This window comes from Dokdonia sp. LLG6352-1, assembly GCF_045055815.1.
Taxonomy (GTDB): domain Bacteria; phylum Bacteroidota; class Bacteroidia; order Flavobacteriales; family Flavobacteriaceae; genus Dokdonia; species Dokdonia donghaensis.
The window spans coordinates 2,905,181-2,928,133 of record NZ_CP159329.1 but is presented as its reverse complement, the minus strand read 5'-3'; the positions used below and the strand labels follow the sequence as shown (position 1 = coordinate 2,928,133).

Genomic DNA, 22,953 nt, shown 5'->3' with positions numbered 1-22,953 from the left:
TAGGAAGGCTTTGAGTCATTGGGTAAAGAACAATGAGTTGCTACCTACTAACCACAATAAAATCTGAACGTCTATTTTCTAAATACTGCACCTCTGTACAGCTATCGTCTGCCTCATCACAAATGTGTATGGGCCTTGATTCACCAAATCCTTTGGCGCTCGCAATGCGCGAACTCGAAATACCATTTTTAATCAAATAGTCTCGGGTAGAAATGGCTCTATTTTCTGATAAAGTCTGATTATATGAAGCTCCACCACGTTGATCTGTGTGGGATTCTATCTTGATGACGAGGTCTGGATACTCGTTCATAATATCAATGATGCGCTGGAGCTGTTGTGCGGCAAATATGTTGATCGAATAACGGTTAGAATCAAAATTAATAGGGTTGATTTTAATTTTTTCTATCTCACCATCTGTAACAAAAATGTCTGAAAGGTTAGCTAGTTTAAAATCTACAAAGTTAATAAGCCCATTAGGCTCTGTGCCTGTATTTAAATCCAGTTCATCTTTTGAGTAGCCTATTTTTGACGCCTTAAAGTTATATCTAATGTTACAGCCCATCTGCAAGGTGTAGGTTCCCGCAGCGTCTGTAAGTGTTTCGGCTACTTGGTTATTGTTAGTGTCATAAGCAATGATAGTAACTTCTGGAAGCGGTGCTCCCGTTTGTGAATCTGTAACGGTTCCTTCTATGGTCTGGAAGCACTCTCCTTGCTCATATACAAAGTAATAAATATCGTCATCACCTTTCCCGCCTTCTCTGTTTGAGCTAAAATATCCTTCATTTTTTGTGTTACTAGCCACATAAGCAAAGTCGTCTGCATTACTATTAATGCCTAGCCCAAGATTACGCGCATTGCTATACACACCATCTCTAAGCTTTGCTTTATAAATATCAAGCCCGCCAAAACCCACGTGACCCTTAGAGGCAAAATAGAGTTCTTTATTTTTTACAAAAGGAAAAAAGTCGTCATAAGGAGTATTAATCGCATCGCCCAGATTGCGAGGGGTAGAGAGCGAGCCATCCTCGCGTATATCACATACATAAATATCTGCACGGCCATAACCACCTGGCATATCTGACACAAAATACAGCTGACTACCATCTATAGTCACAAAAGGCTGCCCTACTGAAAAGCCGTTTCCGTTAATAGGGAGTTCCTCTTTATCAAATTTGTTATCGTTAATCTGCACACGGTAGAGCTTAAAGAAGTTTCTCTTGTTCTTTGTGTAAATTTTACGTGAGCCAGATTGTGCACTTGATGCATATACGAGTGTTTGGTCATTATTGTAAAAGGTTGCAGTTGCATCGTGGTATTGTGTCTCTAGATCCTCACTAAAAAGTTTAATATTTGAATATGCACCAGTACTATCTACCGTGGCCTCATAGAGCGATAGGTACGGGGTGTTATCTCTTTTATAGAGTTTATTTTCTTTTTCATTACGAGCAGAGGAAAACACCAGTTTATTTTTATATAAAGAACCACCAAAATCTGCATAACTGGAGTTTATCTCAAGGTTTCTAATCTGATAAAGCGTGTCATTTGCTATAATATCATTGAATCGAGATTTCTCCTCATAATATCTATTGAGCTCCTTGTCTTTTTTTGAGAGCTTTAAATAAGCTACATAAAAATCATCTGCTTGGTCATACTTTTTTAAGAAGCGCAGCACATCAAAATATTGCCAAATGTGTGCAGGTTCCATCGTGTATCCTAACGCATCAAAGGTTTTTGTGTATGCAATTTCTGCACGTTCATAATTTTTGAGATTGTAATGCGTATCGGCTATATGCTGCCAGGTTGCTGGCGATACCTTTTCTGAGTTATTGAGATGCTGGTCATAAAGCACTGCAGCATCTGCATACATATGTCTATCATAAAGCTCATCTGCTTTTTTTAAATCATTCTGTGCATAACTGGAGCATACACACAAAAGGAATAAAATATATAGTGATTTCTTCATAGTGGTTTGATATTAAAAGAATCTAGGTGAGAATGACATTCCCTTTTTCTTCAATAAAGAGAACTTTAAAATAACTTCGTGGGTTCCATCATTATAATTTGTAAACTCAGTAGTGTTATAATCAAAGGAATAGCCTAAAAACAGACTATCAGAAATTTGAAAACCAGCCAGCGCACTTACTGCAGCATCCACTTGATAACTAGCTCCTACGGTAAGTTTATCATAAAAGAGAAAATTGGCCGAAAGATTATATCGCAGCGGACTACCATTTACATAATTTACAAGTACAGCAGGTTTAAAGCGGATGTTATCAGTAATGCCAAAAACATAACCAGCAGTAAGGTACGTTTGCAACTCATCTGCTACGACAGCTTCCTCTACATTATTATAATACTCATCGTTAAAGAAATCGGGGACAGAAACACCTAGGTACCAATTGTATTTATATAAAAATGCACCTGCGCCCAGCGTAGTAAGTAACCTATTCTCAATGTTATTAGTAAGTAGGGGATCGCCTTGATTTACAAACTCCCCTTTTGAAAAGTCAACATTGAGTAACTGAGCACCTCCTTTTATTCCAAATGCCAAATTAAGATCTCTATCCAACTGAATATTATAAGAGAAATTACCATCAAAGTTGAATCTTTCGGCAGGACCGTTTACATCTTTTGTGACATTAACGCCTATACCTACACGATCATTGAGCCGCGTTTCAACACTGAGGTTATACGTCTCTGGAGCGCCATCAAAACCAGCCCACTGAGATCGATATATCCCCACCATATTTAAGCCGTCTGAAGATCCTGCGTATGCTGGATTTATAGCCATAGTGTTATACATGTATTGTGTATAATTAGGCGCTTGTTGCGCAGAGATATGTATGCTTATACAACACATAATAAGCATTAAATAAACCTTATATATTTTAAACATAGTCGTTGTTTTAAGTTAGGTTATTAAAGTGCAATGTATACCCAGCCAGTAAGCGGCTCACTACCATCTTTTAAGTCTAGAATGTAATAGTAAGTAGATGATGGAAGGCCGTCATCTTTATTTACAGTACCATTGGAAGTAGAAGTTCCTGCCCACACATTTGCATATCCATCCATCTCATATACTAAGTTACCAGCGCGATTGTAAATTTTCAAGTTGTTTTCTGGATATGACTCAATACAGTGTATCGTAAAGGTGTCATTAAAGCCGTCTCCATTGGGTGAGAATTCATTAAACACTTTAATACAGCTAGGCGTGATATCTACTTGCGATACATTGTTAGTAAGGTCACTATCCATAGGGCTAGACTGCGTGATGGTCGCGATATTTAGGTAATCTCCTTCCTCAAGTACGACAGCGGTTATTTCTAACACCACAGTAGCACTGGCCACCACCGCAGGAACTAGCCAGGTACCTGCTGCATTATCAAAAGTTCCACTATCTGTCACCGCCGAGACAAATTGCAATCCGGATGGTAATATATCTTGAACCTCAACATCTGTAAAATCCGTGTCACCTACATTAGTCACTGTAATGGTATACACAACCTCCGTATTAAGTTGCGGCAGGGCATTATTTACAGTTTTAAGAATCGTAAGGTCAGAACAAGAGGCAACTTCCACGTCTAGTGTAGCGTCTGCTAAAGGCATACAACTATTGGAAGATTCATAGTTTACAGCAACAGATTGCTCGCCAAGTTCGTCCCATATGACCGTAACAAAATCATCTGTAAGATCACCACCAGTGATGATTGTTCCTCCAGAAGAAATGGTCCATAAATAATCGTTCATGTCGGATTCAGTCTGATAAGTGATTTCATTACCCACACAAGTCATTTCATTACTGCTCGTAATGCTTGCCGTAGACGTCTCATCTATCGTAATACTCACCTCTAGACGAGTGCTACTCTCACAACCATTATTTACTAGAGCCCCGTAATAATTACCAGTAACTAGAAGTGCATCTGCTGCCAGTGGAGTGCCCCCTGTTGCTTGAGCATACCATATCACATCAGGTTCATTTACGTTAATATCACTTACGGTAGCCAGAGTATCAATACAAAATGATTGCATACTAGCGGTGGTAGTAGGCGTAGGCGTACTGATAATAGTAACAGTAATAGCTAGCCTATTTGCGCTCTCGATTCCATTTGTAACAAGTGCCGCATAATAAATAGTGTTGTTCATCAATGCAGTATCGTTAGTTAAAACTGTTCCACCAGAAGCACTGAGGTACCAATTTACAGAGGTCTCATTTACCTGAATATCTGCAATTGTTGGGTTTTCGCTTTCGCAAAAAAGTTGCTGGTCATTTTCTGTCGTTACGATACCTGATTGTATGGTAAGCTCATCTACCGTAGTATCTGATGCCATATTTCCTGCTAAATCCTCTGCAGTTGCTTGCACATCGTACGTGCCATCTCCAAGTTCATTTTCATCTGGAATCTGCAAGCTCCAAGTATCATCACCGTTGTCGGTCAGGTTACCATCACCTTCTGTGTAGGTGATTCCATTTACGATTACTGCTAGCTCATCATCAGAATCTGCCGTTCCTGTGATCATTGGAGTAGTGTCACTCGTATCTTGAGGAGTCACCGTAGGCGTAATAGGAGTAGTGGTGTCAACTGTTAACTCATTAGTAGTTACATCTGATGCCGAATTTCCAAACATATCTTGAGTTGTGGCTTGTACATCATAGGTACCATCTGCAATGTCATTAGCTCCTGGAATTTGTAAGCTCCAGGTATCATCTCCATTATCTACAAGATTCCCATCGCCTTCTGTGTAGGTAACTCCATTTACGATTACTGTTAGCTCATCATCCGAATCTGCTGTACCTGTAATCAATGGTGTGGTATCATTTGTAATTTGCGGATCAACCGTTGGCGTTGTAGGCGCTGTTGCATTAATAGTTACTTCATCCGTAGTGGTATCTGTAGCCGTATTCCCTACGTTATCTTCCACAGTAGCATCTACATCATAAGTTCCATCTGGTAGTTCGTTTCCATCAGGGATTTGTAAGCTCCAAGTGTCATCTCCATTATCGATAAGGTTTCCATCACCTTCGGTGTAGGTAACTCCATTTACGATTACTGTTAGCTCATCATCCGAATCTGCTGTACCTGTAATCAATGGTGTGGTATCATTTGTAGTTTGCGGATCAACCGTTGGCGTTGTAGGCGCTGTTGCATCAATAGTTACTTCATCCGTAGTGGTATCTGTAGCGGTATTTCCTGCGTTATCTTCCACAGAAACATCTACATCATAAGTTCCATCTGGTAGTTCGTTTCCATCAGGGATTTGTAAGCTCCAAGTGTCATCTCCGTTATCGGTCAGGTTTCCATCACCTTCGGTGTAGGTCACTCCATTTACGATTACTGTTAGCTCATCATCAGAATCTGCTGTACCCGTAATCAATGGTGTGGTGTCATTGGTAGTTTGCGGATCAACCGTTGGCGTCGTTGGGGAAGCAGAGTCAATGGTTAATTCATCTGTTGTAATATCAGAAGCCGTATTCCCAACGGTATCTTCCACAGAAACATCTACATCATAGGTTCCATCTGGTAGTTCGCTTCCATCAGGGACTTGTAGAGACCACGTATCGTCTCCATTATCGGTCAGATTCCCATCACCTTCGGTGTAGGTCACCCCGTTTACGGTTACCGTGATCTCATCATCCGAATCTGCTGTACCTGTAATCAATGGTGTGGTATCATTTGTAGTTTGCGGATCAACCGTTGGCGTCGTTGGGGAAGCAGAGTCAATGGTTAATTCATCAGTTGTAATATCAGAAGCCGTATTCCCAACGGTATCTTCCACAGTAGCATCTACATCATAGGTACCATCTGGTAGTTCGTTTCCATCAGGTATTTGTAAGCTCCAAGTATCATCTCCATTATCGATAAGGTTTCCATCACCTTCGGTATAGGTCACCCCATTTACGATTACTATTAGCTCATCATCCGAATCTGCTGTGCCTGTAATCAATGGTGTGGTATCATTTGTAGTTTGCGCAGTAACTGTTGGAGTCATAGGCGGTGTTGCATCAATAGTTACTTCATCCGTAGTGGTATCTGTAGCGGTATTTCCTGCGGTGTCTTCTGCAGTAACTTCCACATCATAGGTTCCATCTGGTAATTCGTTTCCATCAGGTATTTGTAAGCTCCAAGTATCATCTCCATTATCGATAAGGTTTCCATCACCTTCGGTATAGGTCACCCCATCTACGATTACTGTTAGCTCATCATCCGAATCTGCTGTACCTGTAATCAATGGTGTGGTATCATTGGTAGTTTGTGCTGTTACCGTTGGAGTAGTAGGTGCTGTTGCATCAATAGTTACTTCATCCGTAGTGGTATCAGAAGCCGTATTTCCAATGGTATCTTCCACAGAAACATCTACATCATAAGTTCCATCTGGTAGTTCGTTTTCATCAGGTATTTGTAAGCTCCACGTATCATCTCCATTATCGATAAGGTTTCCATCACCTTCGGTATAGGTCACCCCGTTTACGATTACTGTTAGCTCATCATCCGAATCTGCTGTACCTGTAATCAATGGTGTTGTATCATTTGTAGTTTGCGGATCAACCGTTGGAGTAGTAGGTGCTGTTGCATCAATTACTAGCTCGTCTGTTGTTGTATCGGAAGCCGTATTTCCAACGGTATCTTCCACAGAAACATCTACATCATAGGTACCATCTGGTAGTTCATTTCCATCAGGTATTTGTAAGCTCCACGTATCATCTCCATTATCTACAAGATTCCCATCACCTTCGGTATAGGTCACTCCGTTTACGATTACTGTTAGCTCATCATCCGAATCTGCTGTACCTGTAATCAATGGTGTGGTATCATTTGTAGTTTGCGGATCAACCGTTGGCGTCGTTGGGGAAGCAGAGTCAATGGTTAATTCATCAGTTGTAATATCAGAAGCCGTATTCCCAACGGTATCTTCCACAGTAACGTCTACATCATAGGTGCCATCTGGTAGTTCGTTTCCATCAGGTATTTGTAAGCTCCACGTATCATCTCCATTATCGGTCAGATTCCCATCACCTTCAGTGTAGGTCACCCCGTTTACAGTTACCGTGAGCTCATCATCCGAATCTGCTGTACCTGTAATCAATGGTGTGGTATCATTTGTAGTTTGCAGATCAACTGTTGGAGTCGTAGGCGCTGTTGCGTCAATTACTAGCTCGTCTGTTGTTGTATCAGAAGCCGTATTTCCAACGGTATCTTCCACAGAAACATCTACATCATAGGTACCATCTGGTAGTTCGTTTCCATCAGGGATTTGTAGAGACCACGTATCATCTCCATTATCGATAAGGTTTCCATCACCTTCTGTGTAGGTCACCCCGTTTACGATTACTGTTAGCTCATCATCCGAATCTGCTGTACCTGTAATCAATGGTGTTGTATCATTTGTAGTTTGCGGGTCAACCGTTGGAGTAGTAGGTGCTGTTGCATCAATTACTAGCTCGTCTGTTGTTGTATCAGAAGCCGTATTTCCAATGGTATCTTCCACAGAAACATCTACATCATAGGTTCCATCTGGTAGTTCGTTTCCATCAGGTATTTGTAAGCTCCACGTATCATCTCCATTATCGATAAGGTTTCCATCACCTTCTGTGTAGATCACCCCGTTTACGGTTACTGTTAGCTCATCATCCGAATCTGCTGTACCTGTAATCAATGGTGTAGTATCATTTGTAGTTTGCGGATCAACCGTTGGAGTAGTAGGTGCTGTTGCATCAATTACTAGCTCGTCTGTTGTTGTATCAGAAGCCGTATTCCCAACGGTATCTTCCATAGAAACATCTACATCATAGGTTCCATCTGGTAGTTCGTTTCCATCAGGTATTTGTAAGCTCCACGTATCATCTCCATTATCGATAAGGTTTCCATCACCTTCTGTGTAGGTCACCCCGTTTACGGTTACCGTGAGCTCATCATCCGAATCTGCTGTACCTGTAATCAATGGTGTGGTGTCATTGGTAGTTTGTGCTATTACCGTTGGAGTAGTAGGTGCTGTTGCGTCAATTACTAGCTCGTCTGTTGTTGTATCAGAAGCCGTATTTCCAACGGTATCTTCCACAGAAACATCTACATCATAAGTTCCATCTGGTAGTTCGTTTCCATCAGGTATTTGTAAGCTCCACGTATCATCTCCATTATCGATAAGGTTTCCATCACCTTCTGTGTAGGTCACCCCATTTACGATTACTGTTAGCTCATCATCCGAATCTGCTGTACCTGTAATCAATGGTGTGGTATCATTGGTAGTTTGCGCAGTAACTGTTGGAGTTGTAGGCGCTGTTGCATCAATTACTAGCTCGTCTGTTGTTGTATCAGAAGCCGTATTTCCTGCGGTATCTTCTGCAGTAACTTCCACATCATAGGTTCCATCTGGTAGTTCGTTTCCATCAGGGACTTGTAGAGACCACGTATCATCTCCATTATCGGTCAAGTTTCCATCACCTTCGGTGTAGGTCACCCCATTTACAATTACTGTTAGCTCATCATCCGAATCTGCTGTACCTGTAATCAATGGTGTGGTGTCATTGGTAGTTTGCGGATCTACTGTTGGCGTGGTGGGATTAGTAATGTCTATTGAATATGTTTCGGTGTCTGTTACTGTTACAGTACACATATTTGCGGTAACAGTTATAGATGCCTCAATTGTTAAGTCGCTATCTAAAACAAGTTCATTACCTGGTATAAGAATTGAATAATTCAAATTCACATCAAGCGTTGCTGAATAATCAACATTATTTACAGTTATAATTACGTTATCATTCTCTTGAGCGTCACCAGTTACTGTACCGGATATATTAATATCACCATCTTTCTCTGTATTATTTATAGTATCATCAGCTGTAATATCATCAGTAATATCTAATGTTACTTCTGGGCCATCTGCAATGGTTAAGGAAACAACTTTTAATTCGTTATCCTTATTTTCACATCCCGTTACAGGGTCAATTACAGATATGTAGATTGTATTAGGGTTATTAGTTGTATTAAGACCACTAATAAAAAGTTCACCTTCAAGGTTGATTGTGTAGTCTATTCCGTTAAGATTTAGTCCATTGGTAATCGCAGAAGTCTTACTAGAATCAAAATAATACTTAAATTCATTTGATATCGAACTGGTAGGCGAAATACTTATAGTTTCTGTTAAACAAATGTCGTCATCAAAACCTGTTACGTCTATGTCTGATGCCCCAGGGGTGCTATTTACTACCACCACGACAGGAGTTCTTGCCGATTCTTGTGTACAACCATTTTTTATCGAAGAGACATAAAATGTAGTGTCGTCTTGTAAAGGCACTGTGATAAATGCTTCTCCACTTTCAACAGTAGCCAATAAATTTCCATCTTGCGGACTATCGTACCATTTTAATTGAGTATTTGCGGCTGTCGTAGTAGCAATAAGACTTGCAGTTTCACCAGAACAAATAGACAAGTTTTGTGATGCAGCTCCAATTTCGGGTATATTCGGCGTTAGGGTAACTTCATATAAGTCTAATCGTTGACTTAATGAAGTATTTAATAGTGCTGAGTACCTTACAACCACTCTATTTATAGGAGAAGAAGTTTCAAAGCCTATATCAATAGGAGAATTACTTTGTAACAAATTTAAAAGCTCTAGATTAAGTAGAGAGTTTAAGTCTAGGGATGCAACTAATGTGGCTCCATTATATGCTTCAAATTCGATATTATTTGCAACTCCAAGAGCAAGCAAGCTAGGATCTACTGCTAATCTGATTTTCACGTCATCAGTAGCATCTGATTGATTTTGGAAATAAATAATTTGCTCAATAGACGCAGCTACAGAAACTATTCCCAAACTTAATTCTGAATAGCTAGTTGGGTCGTTATCAATAGCATTTTCAATATTTGTAACTCCAGCGCCTCCTAGGTTTATTAAATCTAGGTTAAGTCCCGTCCCATCAAATGAAGTGAAATTTGGCGCATTACAATCGGGAGCAGTACTACCATAAAAAGCACCGTAAACTCGTAAAGATCTTTCTTGATTCAAACCTATAAGAGATCCAATGTGATTTGTTATTTCAATACTACTATAGGCTTGACTTGGCGTCAGAGCTATATAGTAATTTCCATCTATATCTGTAATAATACGCGTTCTATTTCCACTAAATGAATTTGGATCTGTAGAAGTCGCACTAAGAACCTCCGTATTTCCATCTTTTGCAGTTACTGTGAATTCTTGATTTCCAATGAGAACTACACCTAATACATCTGCAAGTAAATTACCAAGACTACCACCTAAAAGCGTAGGTAGTAAATCATCTTCGGTTTCTATTTTAATATATGATGTAGTATTTGCAGGCAGTAGTTGTCCATATGATAACTCAAGTACACCGTCATATGCATTAAAAATAAGTGTTCCAGAGCTTGCTCTAACCTCAGCAAAATCGGTTAAGTTGCCATTCACAGAAAGATTTGCATTGTCAACATTCTCTTGATTAAGAATGGTGGTTGCAAATGATTGTTCTTGCGCATTTATTGAGAAGCAGGCAAGTAAGAAAATCACAATGAAGCTGTTCAAGGGCGATGGATAGGTAGTTTTTCTCATCATAGTAGTCGTTTTAAATGATTTTAATAAAACATTTGATTAATGAATGTCGAGTACACATCATTAAAACAATAAAATTCAAATTTGATTAATGTATAAGAGTCCGTTTAATCAAAGCGATACCTACCGCTAGTTTTGTTTAAGACTAGTGTTTGGCATCTGTGTAATTAAGAACTTTTACTTGTACAAAATTGGTTGTAGAATATTGATTTATACAAGTTTAATATGTAGGAAAATTAATTATTTGCTTTAGTAAAAGCAAGACTAAATACTATTAAAATAAATAAATTAACACTTTACCTTAAGGAATTAACATTTCACAGAATTTCACAAGTATAAAGTAATGAGATTGTTAACTCTGATTTATATAATTACGCTTTCGCGAAAGCGTGATTAAACAAAACTGTTAATAAAAGTAATTCTGCTTTATAACATTATACTTGTATAATAATTGATTTGTTTACATTTTGAGTTAAAAATGACCTATAATATTAGTAGCAATTCCCTCGCTTGATAATTTGTGTAGTAAATTTCATAGTTACTGGTGAGTGGGTAATCAAATTTTTGGTCTAATTTGAGATGGGTGTTATACTCGCGCTCGTCTGTATCACCCTCGTAGCCTACATTATTTACCGTAAGGCAGCTTCCTGCTCTTGATCGTATAATCTAGCAGAGCCAGACAATGAAAGCTTGTAACTAAAGTTATAATACACACGACCTTTTACAGTGTAGTTTACAAATGGATTTACTGTCTGTCCTTCATTTTCTGGTGTGAGATCATAACCATTGCTAGAGTTTCGGTTTGCAAACAGGGCATATCTCAATTTTTCAAACCCCTGCTTGATGCTGGCTTGCACATCTTGTGTGTTATTTGAGCCTATGCGATAGGACACATCACCATCTAGCTGTTCTGATCGTGGCTTTTGTAATAATATTCATAACTCCGCCCAGCGCCTAATAAAGAGTGTGATTAGTGGGAGGGAAGATAACTGTAGTTTTGTACAAGTAGCTGTGAGGATCACATCTTCTAGTTCTTCTGGTGTTACAGCCTCTGGTTGCTCTTGAGAAAAAGTGTTTCTGAGGTTATAAGAAGTACTCACCTTATTGCTAGAGTCTTAAGATTCATTTTATTTAGATTGACTCTTAATAGTAAATAGATTAAGTAATTATTGTTATTTAGATTTAATAAAAATAACTATTTTTACACCACAAATTACTTAACAACATCCCTATCAGATGAAAAGGATTTTATTTACCCTACTTATAATAAGTATAGGATTACAAACCACAGCACAGACTAATAAGAAGGAGCTCGATAAAGAAGCCATAAAGAAGATGTGCGGCTGCTTTGAAGTGACTTTTAACTTTGCAGAGACCTTTAATTATAGTAATGACTCATTATATAAGCCTTCAAAAAATAAGGTAAGCAAAGGACTAGAGTGGGCGCAACTCGTTACAGATAAGGGGGATCAAATTGAGATACAACACTTATTACAAGTAGGAAGTCCAGAACAACCTATGATTGTAAAGCACTGGAGACAAAACTGGCTTTATGAAATCACAAACCTCTACTCATACAATGCAGATAATGTATGGACTTATGAGAGTAAAAGTGCAGATGAGGTAGCTGGACAGTGGACACAAAAGGTGTATCAAGTAGATGATAGTCCGCGTTACGAAGGCTCTGCAACCTGGGTACACGTAGATGGTAAGAGCTACTGGGAGAATACCGCAAATGCACCTTTACCTAGGCGAGAGTATACTACTAGAAGTGACTATAACCTAACGGTACGTGGTAATCGCCAAGAGATCACTCCTTATGGATGGGTACACGATCAAGATAATAGTAAAGTAGTGCGCACCGCAAATCAAGAAGATCAAGTAATAGCCAAAGAAAAAGGATACAACACCTACAAGCGTGTAGATGATAGTAAATGTGCTGCCGCTGCACAGTGGTGGGTAGATAACAAAGAAAAATGGGCGCTTGTGCGTGCTAAATGGGATGAAGTTTACAATAAGAACAAAGACCTACACCTAGAGCAAAAAGTAGATAATAAAGTATTATACAAGCACCTTTTTGGCGAAGGATATGAAGATCAAGAAAGTATAAACCAACTTATAGAATCATTTGTAAAAGAATAATTATGAAAAGAGCACATAACATATTACTACTGGCTATTCTTCTAGCAAGTACGCTAGTAAACGCACAAAATGATAACATTTTTCTAAATAGAGATTTTTGGAAAGGTGATGTCACAGTAAGTACCGTCGCACAAAAAATAAAAGAAGGTAACGACCCAGCAATGCTCAATGCAAACGCCTTTGATGCTACGGTGTATGCACTACTTGAAAAGAAAGATGTAGCTGTAATTAAATATCTCCTGGCACAGCCAGGTAATGACGTAGCAAAAAAGACACACGACAGCCGTATCTATTTACACTGGGCTGCATATGCGGGTGATGTAGCGACTGTAACCTATTTACTTAACGAGGGGTCTAGTACAACAGCACTAGATAGCCATAGTTTTACTCCGCTAGCTTTCGGGATTAATGCTGGGCAGGTTAATCCAGCCATCATTGATGCTTTTGAAGATGCAGGCGTAAACCTCACCGCTCAAAAAAGTGATACAGGTGTAAACTTACTTTTACTTGCAGCACCATCATTAAAAACAGATGAAGATCTTGATTATTTTTTAAATAAAGGTTTTGACATAAATGCTACAGATATTAAGGGGAATGGCATTTTTAACTATGCCGCAAAAAAAGGAAATATTGATTTTCTTAAAATCCTTGTAGCACGTGGCGTGGCTTATAAAGAGCTAGCAAGTGATGGAGGTAACGCATTTATGTTTGCAGCTCAAGGTGGTCGTGGTTACAGTAACTCGCTAGCCGTTTATGAGTATTTACAATCGCTAGGTCTTGAGGCAAATGTGGTTACAAAACAAGGTACAACACCTTTACACCGTCTTGCGTATAGCAACAAAGACGCAGCTATTTTTAATTTCTTTATAAATGCAGGCGTAGATGTAAATCAGAAAGATAAAAGTGGTACAACCGCCTTTCACAATGCTGCTGCCAGAAATAATCTCGCAATCGTGCAGTTACTCGAAAAGCAACTTACAGATATCAATACAGTAAATGATAAGGGGCAAACACCTCTTATGCTTGCTGTAAGTGGTAATGATATAAGCGTTGTACAATATATACTAGATAATGGTGGTGACGCTTTCGCGAAAGATAAAGCCGGTAACTCACTAGCATCATACCTTGTACAATCTTATAGCGCTAGAAATTCAAAAGCTTTTGAAGCTAAACTGGCTCTATTAGATACCAAAGGCGTCTCACTAACCACTACACAAGCCGAAGGAAATACACCATTACATCTTGCAGTTTTAAAAAATGATGTAAACCTTGTAAAGCAGCTTCTCGCATATAAACCAGCCATTAATGCAAAAAACAGTGAAGGACTTACCGCACTTCACATTGCAGCAATGAAGGCAAAAGACGACCGTCTTATGAAGTTACTCATAGCTAGTGGCGCAGATCACACAGTAAAAACAGATTTTGAAGAGTCTGTACTAGACCTCGCTACCGAAAACGAACTATTACAGCAAAATAACATCCCTCTAACATTTTTAAAATAATGAAAAGTATCTATAAAATCATACCAGCCCTGTTACTCACGGGGCTTTTATTAAGTGCGTTTACCACAGCGACTACAAAACCTGTAAAGTGCCTTATCCAGATGACTAACTATAGTGGAGAAGGAGCCTACCTTGTAGTATCGCTTCTAGATCCTACCGGTGCGTATCAAGAGACACTTTATGTGCAAGGTAAAGACAGCGAGTGGTATAGTGAGATTACTGCCTGGTGGCAATTTTATGGGAAGCGCCGCCCTAATATAGATGCAATTTCTGGGGCTACCATAAGTGGTGGTGAGCGCACAGTAACTGTATTACAAATACCAGAAGATAAAATTGATCAAGGTTATAGTTTACGTTTTGAAACCTCTGTAGAAGATCAAGAATATTATGAGGATGATATTCAATTTGAGCTTACTTCAGAAAACCTGAAAGCCAAGAAAGAAGGTAAAGGTTTTATACGCTACGTAAGAATGTTACCTCAGTAAGACACCTATGACCCTATCTATCTGGCGATATAGTCACTTTGTACTAGCCTTAGTTTCATCTTTATTTTTACTTGTCGCAGCTATAACGGGTGTTATACTTGCGGTAGAACCTATTGCTCATCAAGCAAAAGGATATGATGTACGCGAGTTAGATAGCATATCACTAGGCACTACAATAGGTGTAGTTAAAGAAAACTATGATGAGGTTTTTGCGCTAGAGGTAACCACTGCCGGATTTGTAAAAGCGGCTGTGCTTACCTCAGAGATGGAGACGCAAGATGTCTACATTGACGCGCTTACGGGTGAAACCCTTGCCATTGTACAAGAGCGCCCAGCCATCTATAGCTTTGCGACTAACTTGCACAGATCACTGTTTTTAAAAACCCTAGGACGTGTCTTTGTAGGTATAATAGCACTATTATTACTCGCTATAGCTCTTACAGGTTTTCTATTGCTTATACAGCGACAAGGTGGTTTAAGAAAGATATTTACCAGAGTACATAAAGATTACCCAGAGTTACGATATCACGTTGTGCTTAGTAGGTGGTTTATCATCCCCATAATCATAATTGCTTTTACAGGCGTCTATCTCTCTGCCGAAAAGTTTGAATTAATACCTTCTCCAGAAACAGAACTAGTGGAGTACACTCCTCAAGATAATGCTGTGAGGTATGATCGTGTTACTGAGATACCCTTTTTTAAAGAAACAATGCTCAGTGACGTGCGTGAGGTCGCTTTTCCATTTTCTAGTGATCCAGAGGAGTATTATGAGATTGCACTTAGAGATAAAGAGGTTTATGTAAATCAAGCTACTGGTGAGATTGTAAGGAGTACTACATATCCATTTATAGAAGCTGTATCTAAGATAAGTTGGGTATTACATACCGGAGAAGGAACCGTTTTATGGTCTATCGTACTACTACTGGCTAGTATTTCTATTTTATATTTTATGTACTCGGGTTGTGTAATGAGTATAAAACGACTGTCAAAGAAGGGGAGAACGCTCAAAATGCCAGATAAGGATGACTGTGAGTATATCATTCTTGTAGGTTCGGAGACGGGTACAAGTCATTCATATGCACGCGCCCTGTATCAAGATCTTACTGCTGGCGGTAAAAATGTGTTTATGACGATGCTTAACTCGTATTCCGCTTTCGCGAAAGCGCAACACATCATCATTTTTACATCTACATATGGAGAAGGTGAGGCACCTACAAATGCCAGAAAGTTTATTGAAAAATTTAAAACCATATCACAACCCAACGAGATTGCCTATGCTGTGGTAGGTTTTGGCTCACGTGAGTATCCAGACTACTGTAAGTTTGCCATACAAGTAGATGGACTTTTACAGGCTCAACCCGGTTTTGTACCCCAGCTACCGTTACATAAAATTAATAATGGAGATGTGGCTCAAGTAAAAGAATGGGGCGCACAATATGGAAAATATATAGGTGTAACATTACCGCTAGACACTAAGAAAAAAGTAAAAAAGGCAGCCGCTTTACAAGACTTCAAAGTCCTTAAAAGAACTGAAATAAATGTAGATGAAACCTTCATTATTACCTTACAGCCTGTAAAAAAGACCTCATTTACATCTGGAGATTTACTTGAAATCATTCCACCAGATACAACAGTCGCTAGACAGTACTCCATTGCTAGGGTAGGAGACACCATAGTTTTAAGTGTAAAAAAGCACAGTATGGGTAAAGGGTCTTCTTATTTATACAGTCTTAATGAGGGTTCTATTATTAAAGCGAGTATAAATCATAATAGCCACTTTCACTTACCTAAAAAAGCTAGACAAGTGGTAATGATTGCAAATGGTACTGGTATCGCACCTTTTATAGGGATGCTAGATACAAAAGCACCTACGGAGTTTTACGTGTTTTGGGGGAGTCGTACAGGGGCATCTACTGCGCTTTATGACGATTACCTCTTAGAAAAGTATGCAACAAACCCGCGTGTACAATTTTATAAAAGCTACTCCAGAGAGGGGGACAAGCAGTATGTGCAAGATGCTTTAAGAATACGTCGCGACGTACTGCTTAAAGTGATAGAGGATAAGGGTGTCATAATGATATGTGGATCGCTGGCGATGCAAAACGATGTACTTGACCTTCTAGAAGAAACGCTTGCACAATATGGCACAACAGATATTGCAAGCCTTAAGGAGTCTGGACAGCTAAAAACAGATTGCTATTAAAAACAATGCTTATGTGTACAAATCTCAAAACACTTTCAAAAAATATAGAAGGAGAGCTCTCATACTGCAAGGGGTGTAAGGTATATCATCTCTATTTTAATAATATATACCTTCAGTTTACTCCTAGAGAGTTTAAGGCGTTTACCACGTTTGTTTTTGAGATTGATGTTGCATATTGGGAAGCTTCTTGCCAGCGTGCATTGCTCAAGCGTAAGATACCTATACAGTCTATGCAACAAAATCTGGCAATGGTTTTTAATCAAAGTGAGCTCAACGCACTTAAGGACTTATTAAAAGTTAAGACCAAAACAAACCGTTTTCTTAAACCCTACGAGATAGACTATACCTCTTTTTTGAATTAATAGAGCGAAGGCATAAAATCTATAATATATTACAAGTTTATATTTTGTAATTAAAAATAAAATTGCTAAGTGGTTAGCAGTCAGCCAGTCGTATCGCTATGAGACTAAATACTAGTATAAAATATCATTTTGCTTTCGCGAAAGCGTAAAAAACACCCTTTTTTACCACTCGTCGACACTTATCTACCATCCGTCGACAGTAAAATATGTGTTCAACTAATTTTTACTAAGGGATTGATTTTTAATTTCCATATTTGTTCACATTTAAAAATAATGGTTTGGGGTCAAAAAAATTAAAAGTTCTTTTAATAGAGGACGATGCTATTGAAGTTATGAAGCTTAAGAGAGCGATAAAGAAGCTCAAGATGCAACATGACCTCATAGAAGCAAAAAATGGAGAAGAAGCGCTTGCTATTCTTAAGGATGAAAATGTGGTTCCAGATATCATATTTTTAGACCTCAATATGCCACGTATAAATGGCATTGAATTCTTAAAAATATTAAAAGAAGATGAGGTACTTAGATATCTACCTACCATTATTCTTACTACATCAAGTAACAGAAAAGATGTGCTAGAGTGCTATAAGCACGGAGTTGCTGGTTATATCTTAAAGCCACTTAAATATGATGATTACGTTCAGAAAATAGAACGCACACTTAATTACTGGAGTCAGAACGAACTAATAAAAGCATAATGAAAGGAATCGTATTTACAGAATTTTTAGATCTTGTAGAAGATAAGTTTGGACTAGAAATGGTTGATACCATATTATCTAATTCCGATCTCCCTTCAAATGGTGTTTATACTGCTGTAGGAACTTACAGCTTTGCAGAAATGGTAAGCTTACTCACCAATCTCAATAAAGAAACAGGTATCGCTATAGACGACTTATTATTAGTTTATGGAGAGCACTTTTTTAGTGTAGTAAAGAGAAGTTATCCAGAGTTTTTACTTCAGTTTACAGATCCTTTACAGATGCTTGCATCTATAGAAAATCATATACACGTAGAGGTGATAAAAATATATCCAGACGCAGAGCTACCTACCTTTGAAATCGTTAAACAGACTGAAAATGAGCTGGTAATGATTTATACATCTAGTAGAGCAATGCACTCTTTTGGAAAAGGATTAATGAATAAAACTTTTGAGCATTTTAATCAAAAAGCTACTATCTTAGTCGAGAAACTTAATGATCAGGGAACTGAAGTTAAGTTTAGTATAACGACTAATGAGTGAAGATAAATTAAAAATGTATGAACGAGCGCTCGCTCGTGAAAAAGCAGCCCGTAAAGAGGCTGAGCGTATACTTGAGGATAAGTCACGAGAGCTTTTTTACAAAAGCCAAGAACTTCAAAAAGCAAACATTCAGCTTGAAAGACTTGTTCAAGAAAAAACATCTGAGCTTAAAGGTGTTTTTGAAAATATAGTAGATGCCTATGTGGTGACTAACTTACTGGGCGATGTCTTAAAAATGAATGAAGCAGCAGAAGCTTTATTAGATTTTACTATCGAGGATAAAAAAAATCTAATGGATACGCTTCATCCAGATGATTATGAAAAGGCTGCTAGTGGTTTTCAAAAGTTATATAAAACGGGCTCTCTTACTGGTTTTAATATACGCATTGTTGCACACGGTAACACAATCCTTCTAGAGCTTAATGCTAGTATTGTATACGACGAAAACAAACAACCTATAGCCGCGCAAGGAATTGTAAGGGATATTACACAACAGAAAGCAGCAGAACAAAAACTCATTAATTCTGAAAACAGACTATCTGCAGTGATCTCAAATCTTGAGAGCGGGATATTACTAGAAGACGAAAACAGAAAAGTAGTTATTGCAAATGAGCGTTTTTGTGACTTCTTTAGTCTAGCTATTACTCCTGCTGAGCTCATAGGTCAAGATTGTACAAATGCAGCAGAGCGATACAAACACCTTTTTGAGAATGAAGAGCGTTTTGTAACTAGAATTAACACACTTATTAAACTTAAAGAGCAAGTGGTAGGTGATGAGTTACAACTCAAAGATGGTAGGATACTAGAAAGAGATTTTATACCCATCTATGAAGAAGGCATTTACAAAGGTCACCTTACCACTTACAGGGATGTAACACTTCATAGAAGGTTTAGAAAAAATATTGAGGCAGAAAGAGCTAAGTATAGTAGCATTATTGCAAATATGGAACTGGGTCTTGTTGAGGTAGATACTAATGACAAGATACTTATGGTAAACCAAAGTCTCGAAGAAATGTCTGGATATGAAGAACAAGAGCTTCTAGGCAAAAGAGGTCGAGATATACTATTAGATAAAGAATCACAACAAAGACTTTTAGAAGAAAATAAAAAGCGCCTTAAAGGTACTTCAAACTCATATGAAGTGGTTGCTATTACAAAACAAGGAGAAAAGAGACACTGGCTTATCAGTGGCGCTCCAAATTACGATGTAAGTGGGAACATTATAGGTTCGATAGGTATCCATCTTGATATTACAGCCATTAAAGAACTTGAATTACAAAAAGAGAGTTTATTACAAAAGCTAGCTTCTAGTAATCACGAGTTGCAAGAATATGCACACGTGGTTTCTCACGATTTAAAGTCTCCATTACGCAGTCTTGATGCCCTATTAACTTGGGTAAAAGAAGATAATGTAGATGTGCTATCTAGCGACAGTTTAGAAAATCTAGACTTAATGGGTACGACCCTGGAAAAGATGGAGCAACTTATATCTGATGTATTAGAATACTCAAGTGTCTCATCAGATGATAAAGAGGAGGAAGATGTATCTGTCTCTGGAGTAATAGATGATATAGAAAAGTTACTCCACATCCCTGATAATATACGTATAGAGCGAGAAGACACCTTACCTATCATTAAGGCAGATAGGGTACGTATACAACAACTCTTTCAGAACTTAATGAGTAATGCCATACGCTACTCAGATAAAGAGATGGGCATTATAAAAATAGGATGTGAGCAAGGTAAAGTGTATAATACATTCTCTGTATCTGATAATGGAATAGGTATCGAAAAGGAATACCACGATAAAATATTTGAAATTTTCCAATCACTTAACAAACACAAAGATTCTACAGGTATAGGTTTATCTATAGTTAAGAAAATAGTAGATCTTTATTCTGGTAAAATCTGGTTAGAAAGTACTCCTGGAGAAGGAACAACATTTTTCTTTACATTAAAAAAATAATAATATGAAAACAGTACAGTTACAGCGACAAAAAGATAAAGAATGGCAGTACCTGTCTGAAAATGTTTTGTTAAAATCGCCTTTGGTTCTCGTTTTTGGTAACAGGTATTTGCTTGAGGATGCTGCTATTTATGAAGAAGTACGATCACTGTTTCCAGATGGCCACCTCATTTTTGGTTCTTCTAGTGGTGAGATTGTTGCTGGTGCGGTAAATGATGAGCACATTACAATTACAGCAATTGAGTTTGAAAAGACGCGATTTGAAGTACAAACAACATCTATTATAGAAGCTCATAATGATAGTGAGCAAGCGGGAAGAACTGTGGTAGATAAGCTTAGTAAAGAGGGGCTTAAGCACATTTTTGTAATTTCTGAAGGTAGCTCTGTAAATGGATCTGCACTTACAAAAGGAATGCAAGAGGCCGCACCAGATGTTCTTATCACTGGAGGTCTTTGTGGTGATGATGCTCGTTTTGAGAGAACGCTTGCTTCATATAACCAGCAACCCAAAGAGGGTGAGATTATAGTTATAGGTTTTTATGGAGAAACATTTGAAGCCTCCTTTTCAATCTATGGTGGTTGGACACCTTTTGGACCAGAGCGACTTATTACTAAGTCTGAAGGAAACGTTCTTTATGAAATAGATGGTAAACCGGCTTTAGATTTATACAAGAGATACTTGGGAGATAAAGCAGCGGAGTTACCTGGATCTGCACTTATATATCCGCTTAATGTGAAAAGTGAGGAAAATGAACAATCTTTTGTGCGCACAATACTTAATATAGATGAGGAGCAAAATGCGATGATACTTGCTGGTGATGTACTGGAGAAGGCTACAGTACAACTTATGATGACTAATATGGATAACATAGCCGTTGCATCAGAGACTGCAGCAAGTAGAGCGATGGAAGGAAGAAAAACACCTCCAGAGCTTGCGCTACTTATAAGTTGCATAGGGCGTAAACTCGTACTAGACCAGCGTGTAGAAGAAGAGGTAGATGAAGTAATGAGCGTGATAGGTAATGATACCACCATAGCCGGTATGTATTCTTATGGTGAGATTGCACCATTTTATGGTGAGCATAGTTGTAAATTGCATAACCAGACAATGACTATCACTTTAATAAGCGAATAGATGAACCCTCTTTTAAAAAGACAATTACGTAAATATCTACCTGATGATCTTAAGGATAGAGAAGATCTTGATGTTTTTTTAGAGGCAGTAAGTGGTTCATACGATACCCTTGAAAATCAGTTCAAAATGACCCAGAGAGCAATGATGCTTAGTTCAGAAGAGCTTTTTGAGGCAAATAAATTATTAAGACAAGAAACAACTCAACAAAAGTCATTACTAGATAGGTTACAAGCTGTAATTCATAAAGCAAATCCAGATAATATTGATGAGAATGCAGAGGAGAGAAACCTAGCAGAGTACATAAGTGAGCAAGCAGAAGAGCTTATACGGGTTAATGAAAATCAAGAGTTGTTATTACAAGAACTTGCATTACAAAATCAAGAACTTAATGATTATGCTCATATCGTTTCTCACGACTTAAAATCACCACTGCGCAGTATAGAAGCTCTCATAAGCTGGCTACAAGAAGATTATGAAGAGGCACTAGGTGATGATGGTAAAGAGCAAATAAAACTCATTGTATCACATCTAGAAAAGATGGACGCCCTCATCTCTGGTATATTGAGCTACTCCTCTATAGACAAGGACTTACGTAAAGAGCGAGAGATAGATCTTAATGTATTACTAGATGATGTGTTAAATCTACAAGCTGTACCTAGTAATGTTGAGGTAATTATAAAAAAACTACCTACTATCGTGGCAGATAAGGTAAAAATCCAGCAATTATTTCAAAACCTCGTAGGTAATGCCATTGCAAATATGGATAAACCAGAAGGTAAGGTCACCGTAAGTTGCGAGATTGTCGCTGGGGCTCCCAGATTTAGAATAGCAGATAATGGTAAGGGTATCAACAAAGCCTACTTTGAGAAAATTTTTCAGATTTTCCAAAAATTAGATAGTGATACTTCAGGTACCGGCATAGGGCTCTCCATAGTAAAAAAGATTGTAAGCTTTTACGGTGGTAAGATCTGGCTCGAGAGCGAAGAAGGAGTGGGTACAACTTTTTATTTTACATTACCATATACTACATAAATGGAAAAGCCTAATCTAAGCTACATACAAGAACTTTCAGGTGGAGACGCATCTTTTGAAAAAGTACTCATCGGGGTGGTACAAGCGGAGCTTCCTGTAGAGATCGCAGAGTATAAAGAGAATATGAAGAATTCCGCTTTCGCGAAAGCGGCAGAAAACGTACATAAAATCAAGCACAAACTAGGCATAGTAGGGCTCGTAGATGGGTACGAACTTGCCATCACTTATGAAGCCGAACTCAAAGAAAATAACACACGCCTGGAACAAGCATTTAAAGACATCTTAAATAGCGTCATAGATTTTATAAAAGATTTATAATCTGTAAATTG

Annotated in this window: 15 protein-coding genes; 11 read left to right on the top strand and 4 right to left on the bottom strand. The window is 38.3% G+C overall.

What is annotated here, in order from left to right; translation table 11 throughout:
* Positions 1–40 precede the first annotated feature (40 nt).
* The 4 genes from ABVM49_RS13075 to ABVM49_RS13060 form a co-directional block, all read right to left on the bottom strand.
* A complete protein-coding gene (locus tag ABVM49_RS13075; protein WP_405202316.1) occupies positions 41–1,963 on the bottom strand; it encodes an OmpA family protein in 1,923 nt (640 codons plus the stop codon).
* Positions 1,964–1,975: 12 nt separating this feature from the next.
* Positions 1,976–2,869 carry a type IX secretion system membrane protein PorP/SprF gene (locus ABVM49_RS13070; protein WP_405203683.1) on the bottom strand — a complete coding sequence of 298 codons (894 nt, stop codon included), beginning with the start codon at positions 2,867–2,869 and terminating at the stop codon, positions 1,976–1,978.
* A gap of 50 nt (positions 2,870–2,919) precedes the next feature.
* Complete coding sequence (locus ABVM49_RS13065) at positions 2,920–10,563, bottom strand: Ig-like domain-containing protein (protein ID WP_405202315.1); 7,644 nt, start codon at positions 10,561–10,563, stop codon at positions 2,920–2,922.
* 626 nt (positions 10,564–11,189) lie between these two features.
* Entirely contained in the window at positions 11,190–11,453 is a 264-nt protein-coding gene (locus tag ABVM49_RS13060; protein WP_405202314.1) for a hypothetical protein, read from the bottom strand.
* Between the two features lie 343 nt (positions 11,454–11,796).
* On the opposite strand from ABVM49_RS13060, the gene ABVM49_RS13055 reads away from it, so the two are divergent.
* The 11 genes from ABVM49_RS13055 (at position 11,797) to ABVM49_RS13005 (ending at position 22,942) form a co-directional block, all read left to right on the top strand.
* Complete coding sequence (locus tag ABVM49_RS13055; RefSeq protein WP_405202313.1) at positions 11,797–12,702, top strand: DUF6607 family protein; 906 nt, start codon at positions 11,797–11,799, stop codon at positions 12,700–12,702.
* A gap of 2 nt (positions 12,703–12,704) precedes the next feature.
* A complete protein-coding gene (locus ABVM49_RS13050; RefSeq protein WP_405202312.1) occupies positions 12,705–14,204 on the top strand; it encodes an ankyrin repeat domain-containing protein in 1,500 nt (499 codons plus the stop codon).
* Positions 14,204–14,689 (top strand): DUF2271 domain-containing protein, encoded by a 486-nt coding sequence (locus ABVM49_RS13045; protein WP_298351139.1) that lies wholly within the window; start codon positions 14,204–14,206, stop codon positions 14,687–14,689. Before ABVM49_RS13050 ends, ABVM49_RS13045 begins: the two co-directional genes overlap by 1 nt.
* 7 nt (positions 14,690–14,696) lie before the next feature.
* Positions 14,697–16,892 carry a PepSY domain-containing protein gene (locus ABVM49_RS13040; RefSeq protein WP_405202310.1) on the top strand — a complete coding sequence of 732 codons (2,196 nt, stop codon included), beginning with the start codon at positions 14,697–14,699 and terminating at the stop codon, positions 16,890–16,892.
* Between the two features lie 11 nt (positions 16,893–16,903).
* Positions 16,904–17,254, top strand: a complete 351-nt coding sequence (locus ABVM49_RS13035) for a DUF6686 family protein (RefSeq protein ID WP_405202309.1) — start codon at positions 16,904–16,906, stop codon at positions 17,252–17,254.
* A 278-nt stretch (positions 17,255–17,532) separates the two neighbouring features.
* Positions 17,533–17,949, top strand: coding sequence for a response regulator (locus ABVM49_RS13030; RefSeq protein WP_405202308.1), 417 nt, complete (start codon positions 17,533–17,535; stop codon positions 17,947–17,949).
* Positions 17,949–18,491, top strand: a complete 543-nt coding sequence (locus ABVM49_RS13025; protein ID WP_405202306.1) for a heme NO-binding domain-containing protein — start codon at positions 17,949–17,951, stop codon at positions 18,489–18,491. The genes ABVM49_RS13030 and ABVM49_RS13025 overlap by 1 nt, the downstream gene beginning before the upstream one ends.
* A complete protein-coding gene (locus ABVM49_RS13020; RefSeq protein ID WP_405202305.1) occupies positions 18,484–20,457 on the top strand; it encodes a PAS domain S-box protein in 1,974 nt (657 codons plus the stop codon). The genes ABVM49_RS13025 and ABVM49_RS13020 overlap by 8 nt, the downstream gene beginning before the upstream one ends.
* 4 nt (positions 20,458–20,461) lie before the next feature.
* Positions 20,462–21,592 (top strand): FIST signal transduction protein, encoded by a 1,131-nt coding sequence (locus ABVM49_RS13015; RefSeq protein ID WP_405202303.1) that lies wholly within the window; start codon positions 20,462–20,464, stop codon positions 21,590–21,592.
* Entirely contained in the window at positions 21,593–22,624 is a 1,032-nt protein-coding gene (locus ABVM49_RS13010; protein WP_405202301.1) for an ATP-binding protein, read from the top strand. It begins immediately after the preceding gene.
* Positions 22,625–22,942: an Hpt domain-containing protein gene (locus ABVM49_RS13005; protein WP_405202300.1), complete on the top strand. Its 318-nt coding sequence runs from the start codon at positions 22,625–22,627 to the stop codon at positions 22,940–22,942.
* Positions 22,943–22,953: the final 11 nt, after the last annotated feature.

Coding starts and splice junctions, on each gene's coding strand:
- ABVM49_RS13070 (WP_405203683.1), bottom strand. CDS start 2,869: ATGCTTATTATGTGTTGTATAAGCATACATATCTCTGCGCAACAAGCG.
- ABVM49_RS13050 (WP_405202312.1), top strand. CDS start 12,705: ATGAAAAGAGCACATAACATATTACTACTGGCTATTCTTCTAGCAAGT.
- ABVM49_RS13065 (WP_405202315.1), bottom strand. CDS start 10,563: ATGATGAGAAAAACTACCTATCCATCGCCCTTGAACAGCTTCATTGTG.
- ABVM49_RS13040 (WP_405202310.1), top strand. CDS start 14,697: ATGACCCTATCTATCTGGCGATATAGTCACTTTGTACTAGCCTTAGTT.
- ABVM49_RS13045 (WP_298351139.1), top strand. CDS start 14,204: ATGAAAAGTATCTATAAAATCATACCAGCCCTGTTACTCACGGGGCTT.
- ABVM49_RS13010 (WP_405202301.1), top strand. CDS start 21,593: ATGAACCCTCTTTTAAAAAGACAATTACGTAAATATCTACCTGATGAT.
- ABVM49_RS13005 (WP_405202300.1), top strand. CDS start 22,625: ATGGAAAAGCCTAATCTAAGCTACATACAAGAACTTTCAGGTGGAGAC.
- ABVM49_RS13025 (WP_405202306.1), top strand. CDS start 17,949: ATGAAAGGAATCGTATTTACAGAATTTTTAGATCTTGTAGAAGATAAG.
- ABVM49_RS13055 (WP_405202313.1), top strand. CDS start 11,797: ATGAAAAGGATTTTATTTACCCTACTTATAATAAGTATAGGATTACAA.
- ABVM49_RS13020 (WP_405202305.1), top strand. CDS start 18,484: ATGAGTGAAGATAAATTAAAAATGTATGAACGAGCGCTCGCTCGTGAA.
- ABVM49_RS13035 (WP_405202309.1), top strand. CDS start 16,904: ATGTGTACAAATCTCAAAACACTTTCAAAAAATATAGAAGGAGAGCTC.
- ABVM49_RS13015 (WP_405202303.1), top strand. CDS start 20,462: ATGAAAACAGTACAGTTACAGCGACAAAAAGATAAAGAATGGCAGTAC.
- ABVM49_RS13075 (WP_405202316.1), bottom strand. CDS start 1,963: ATGAAGAAATCACTATATATTTTATTCCTTTTGTGTGTATGCTCCAGT.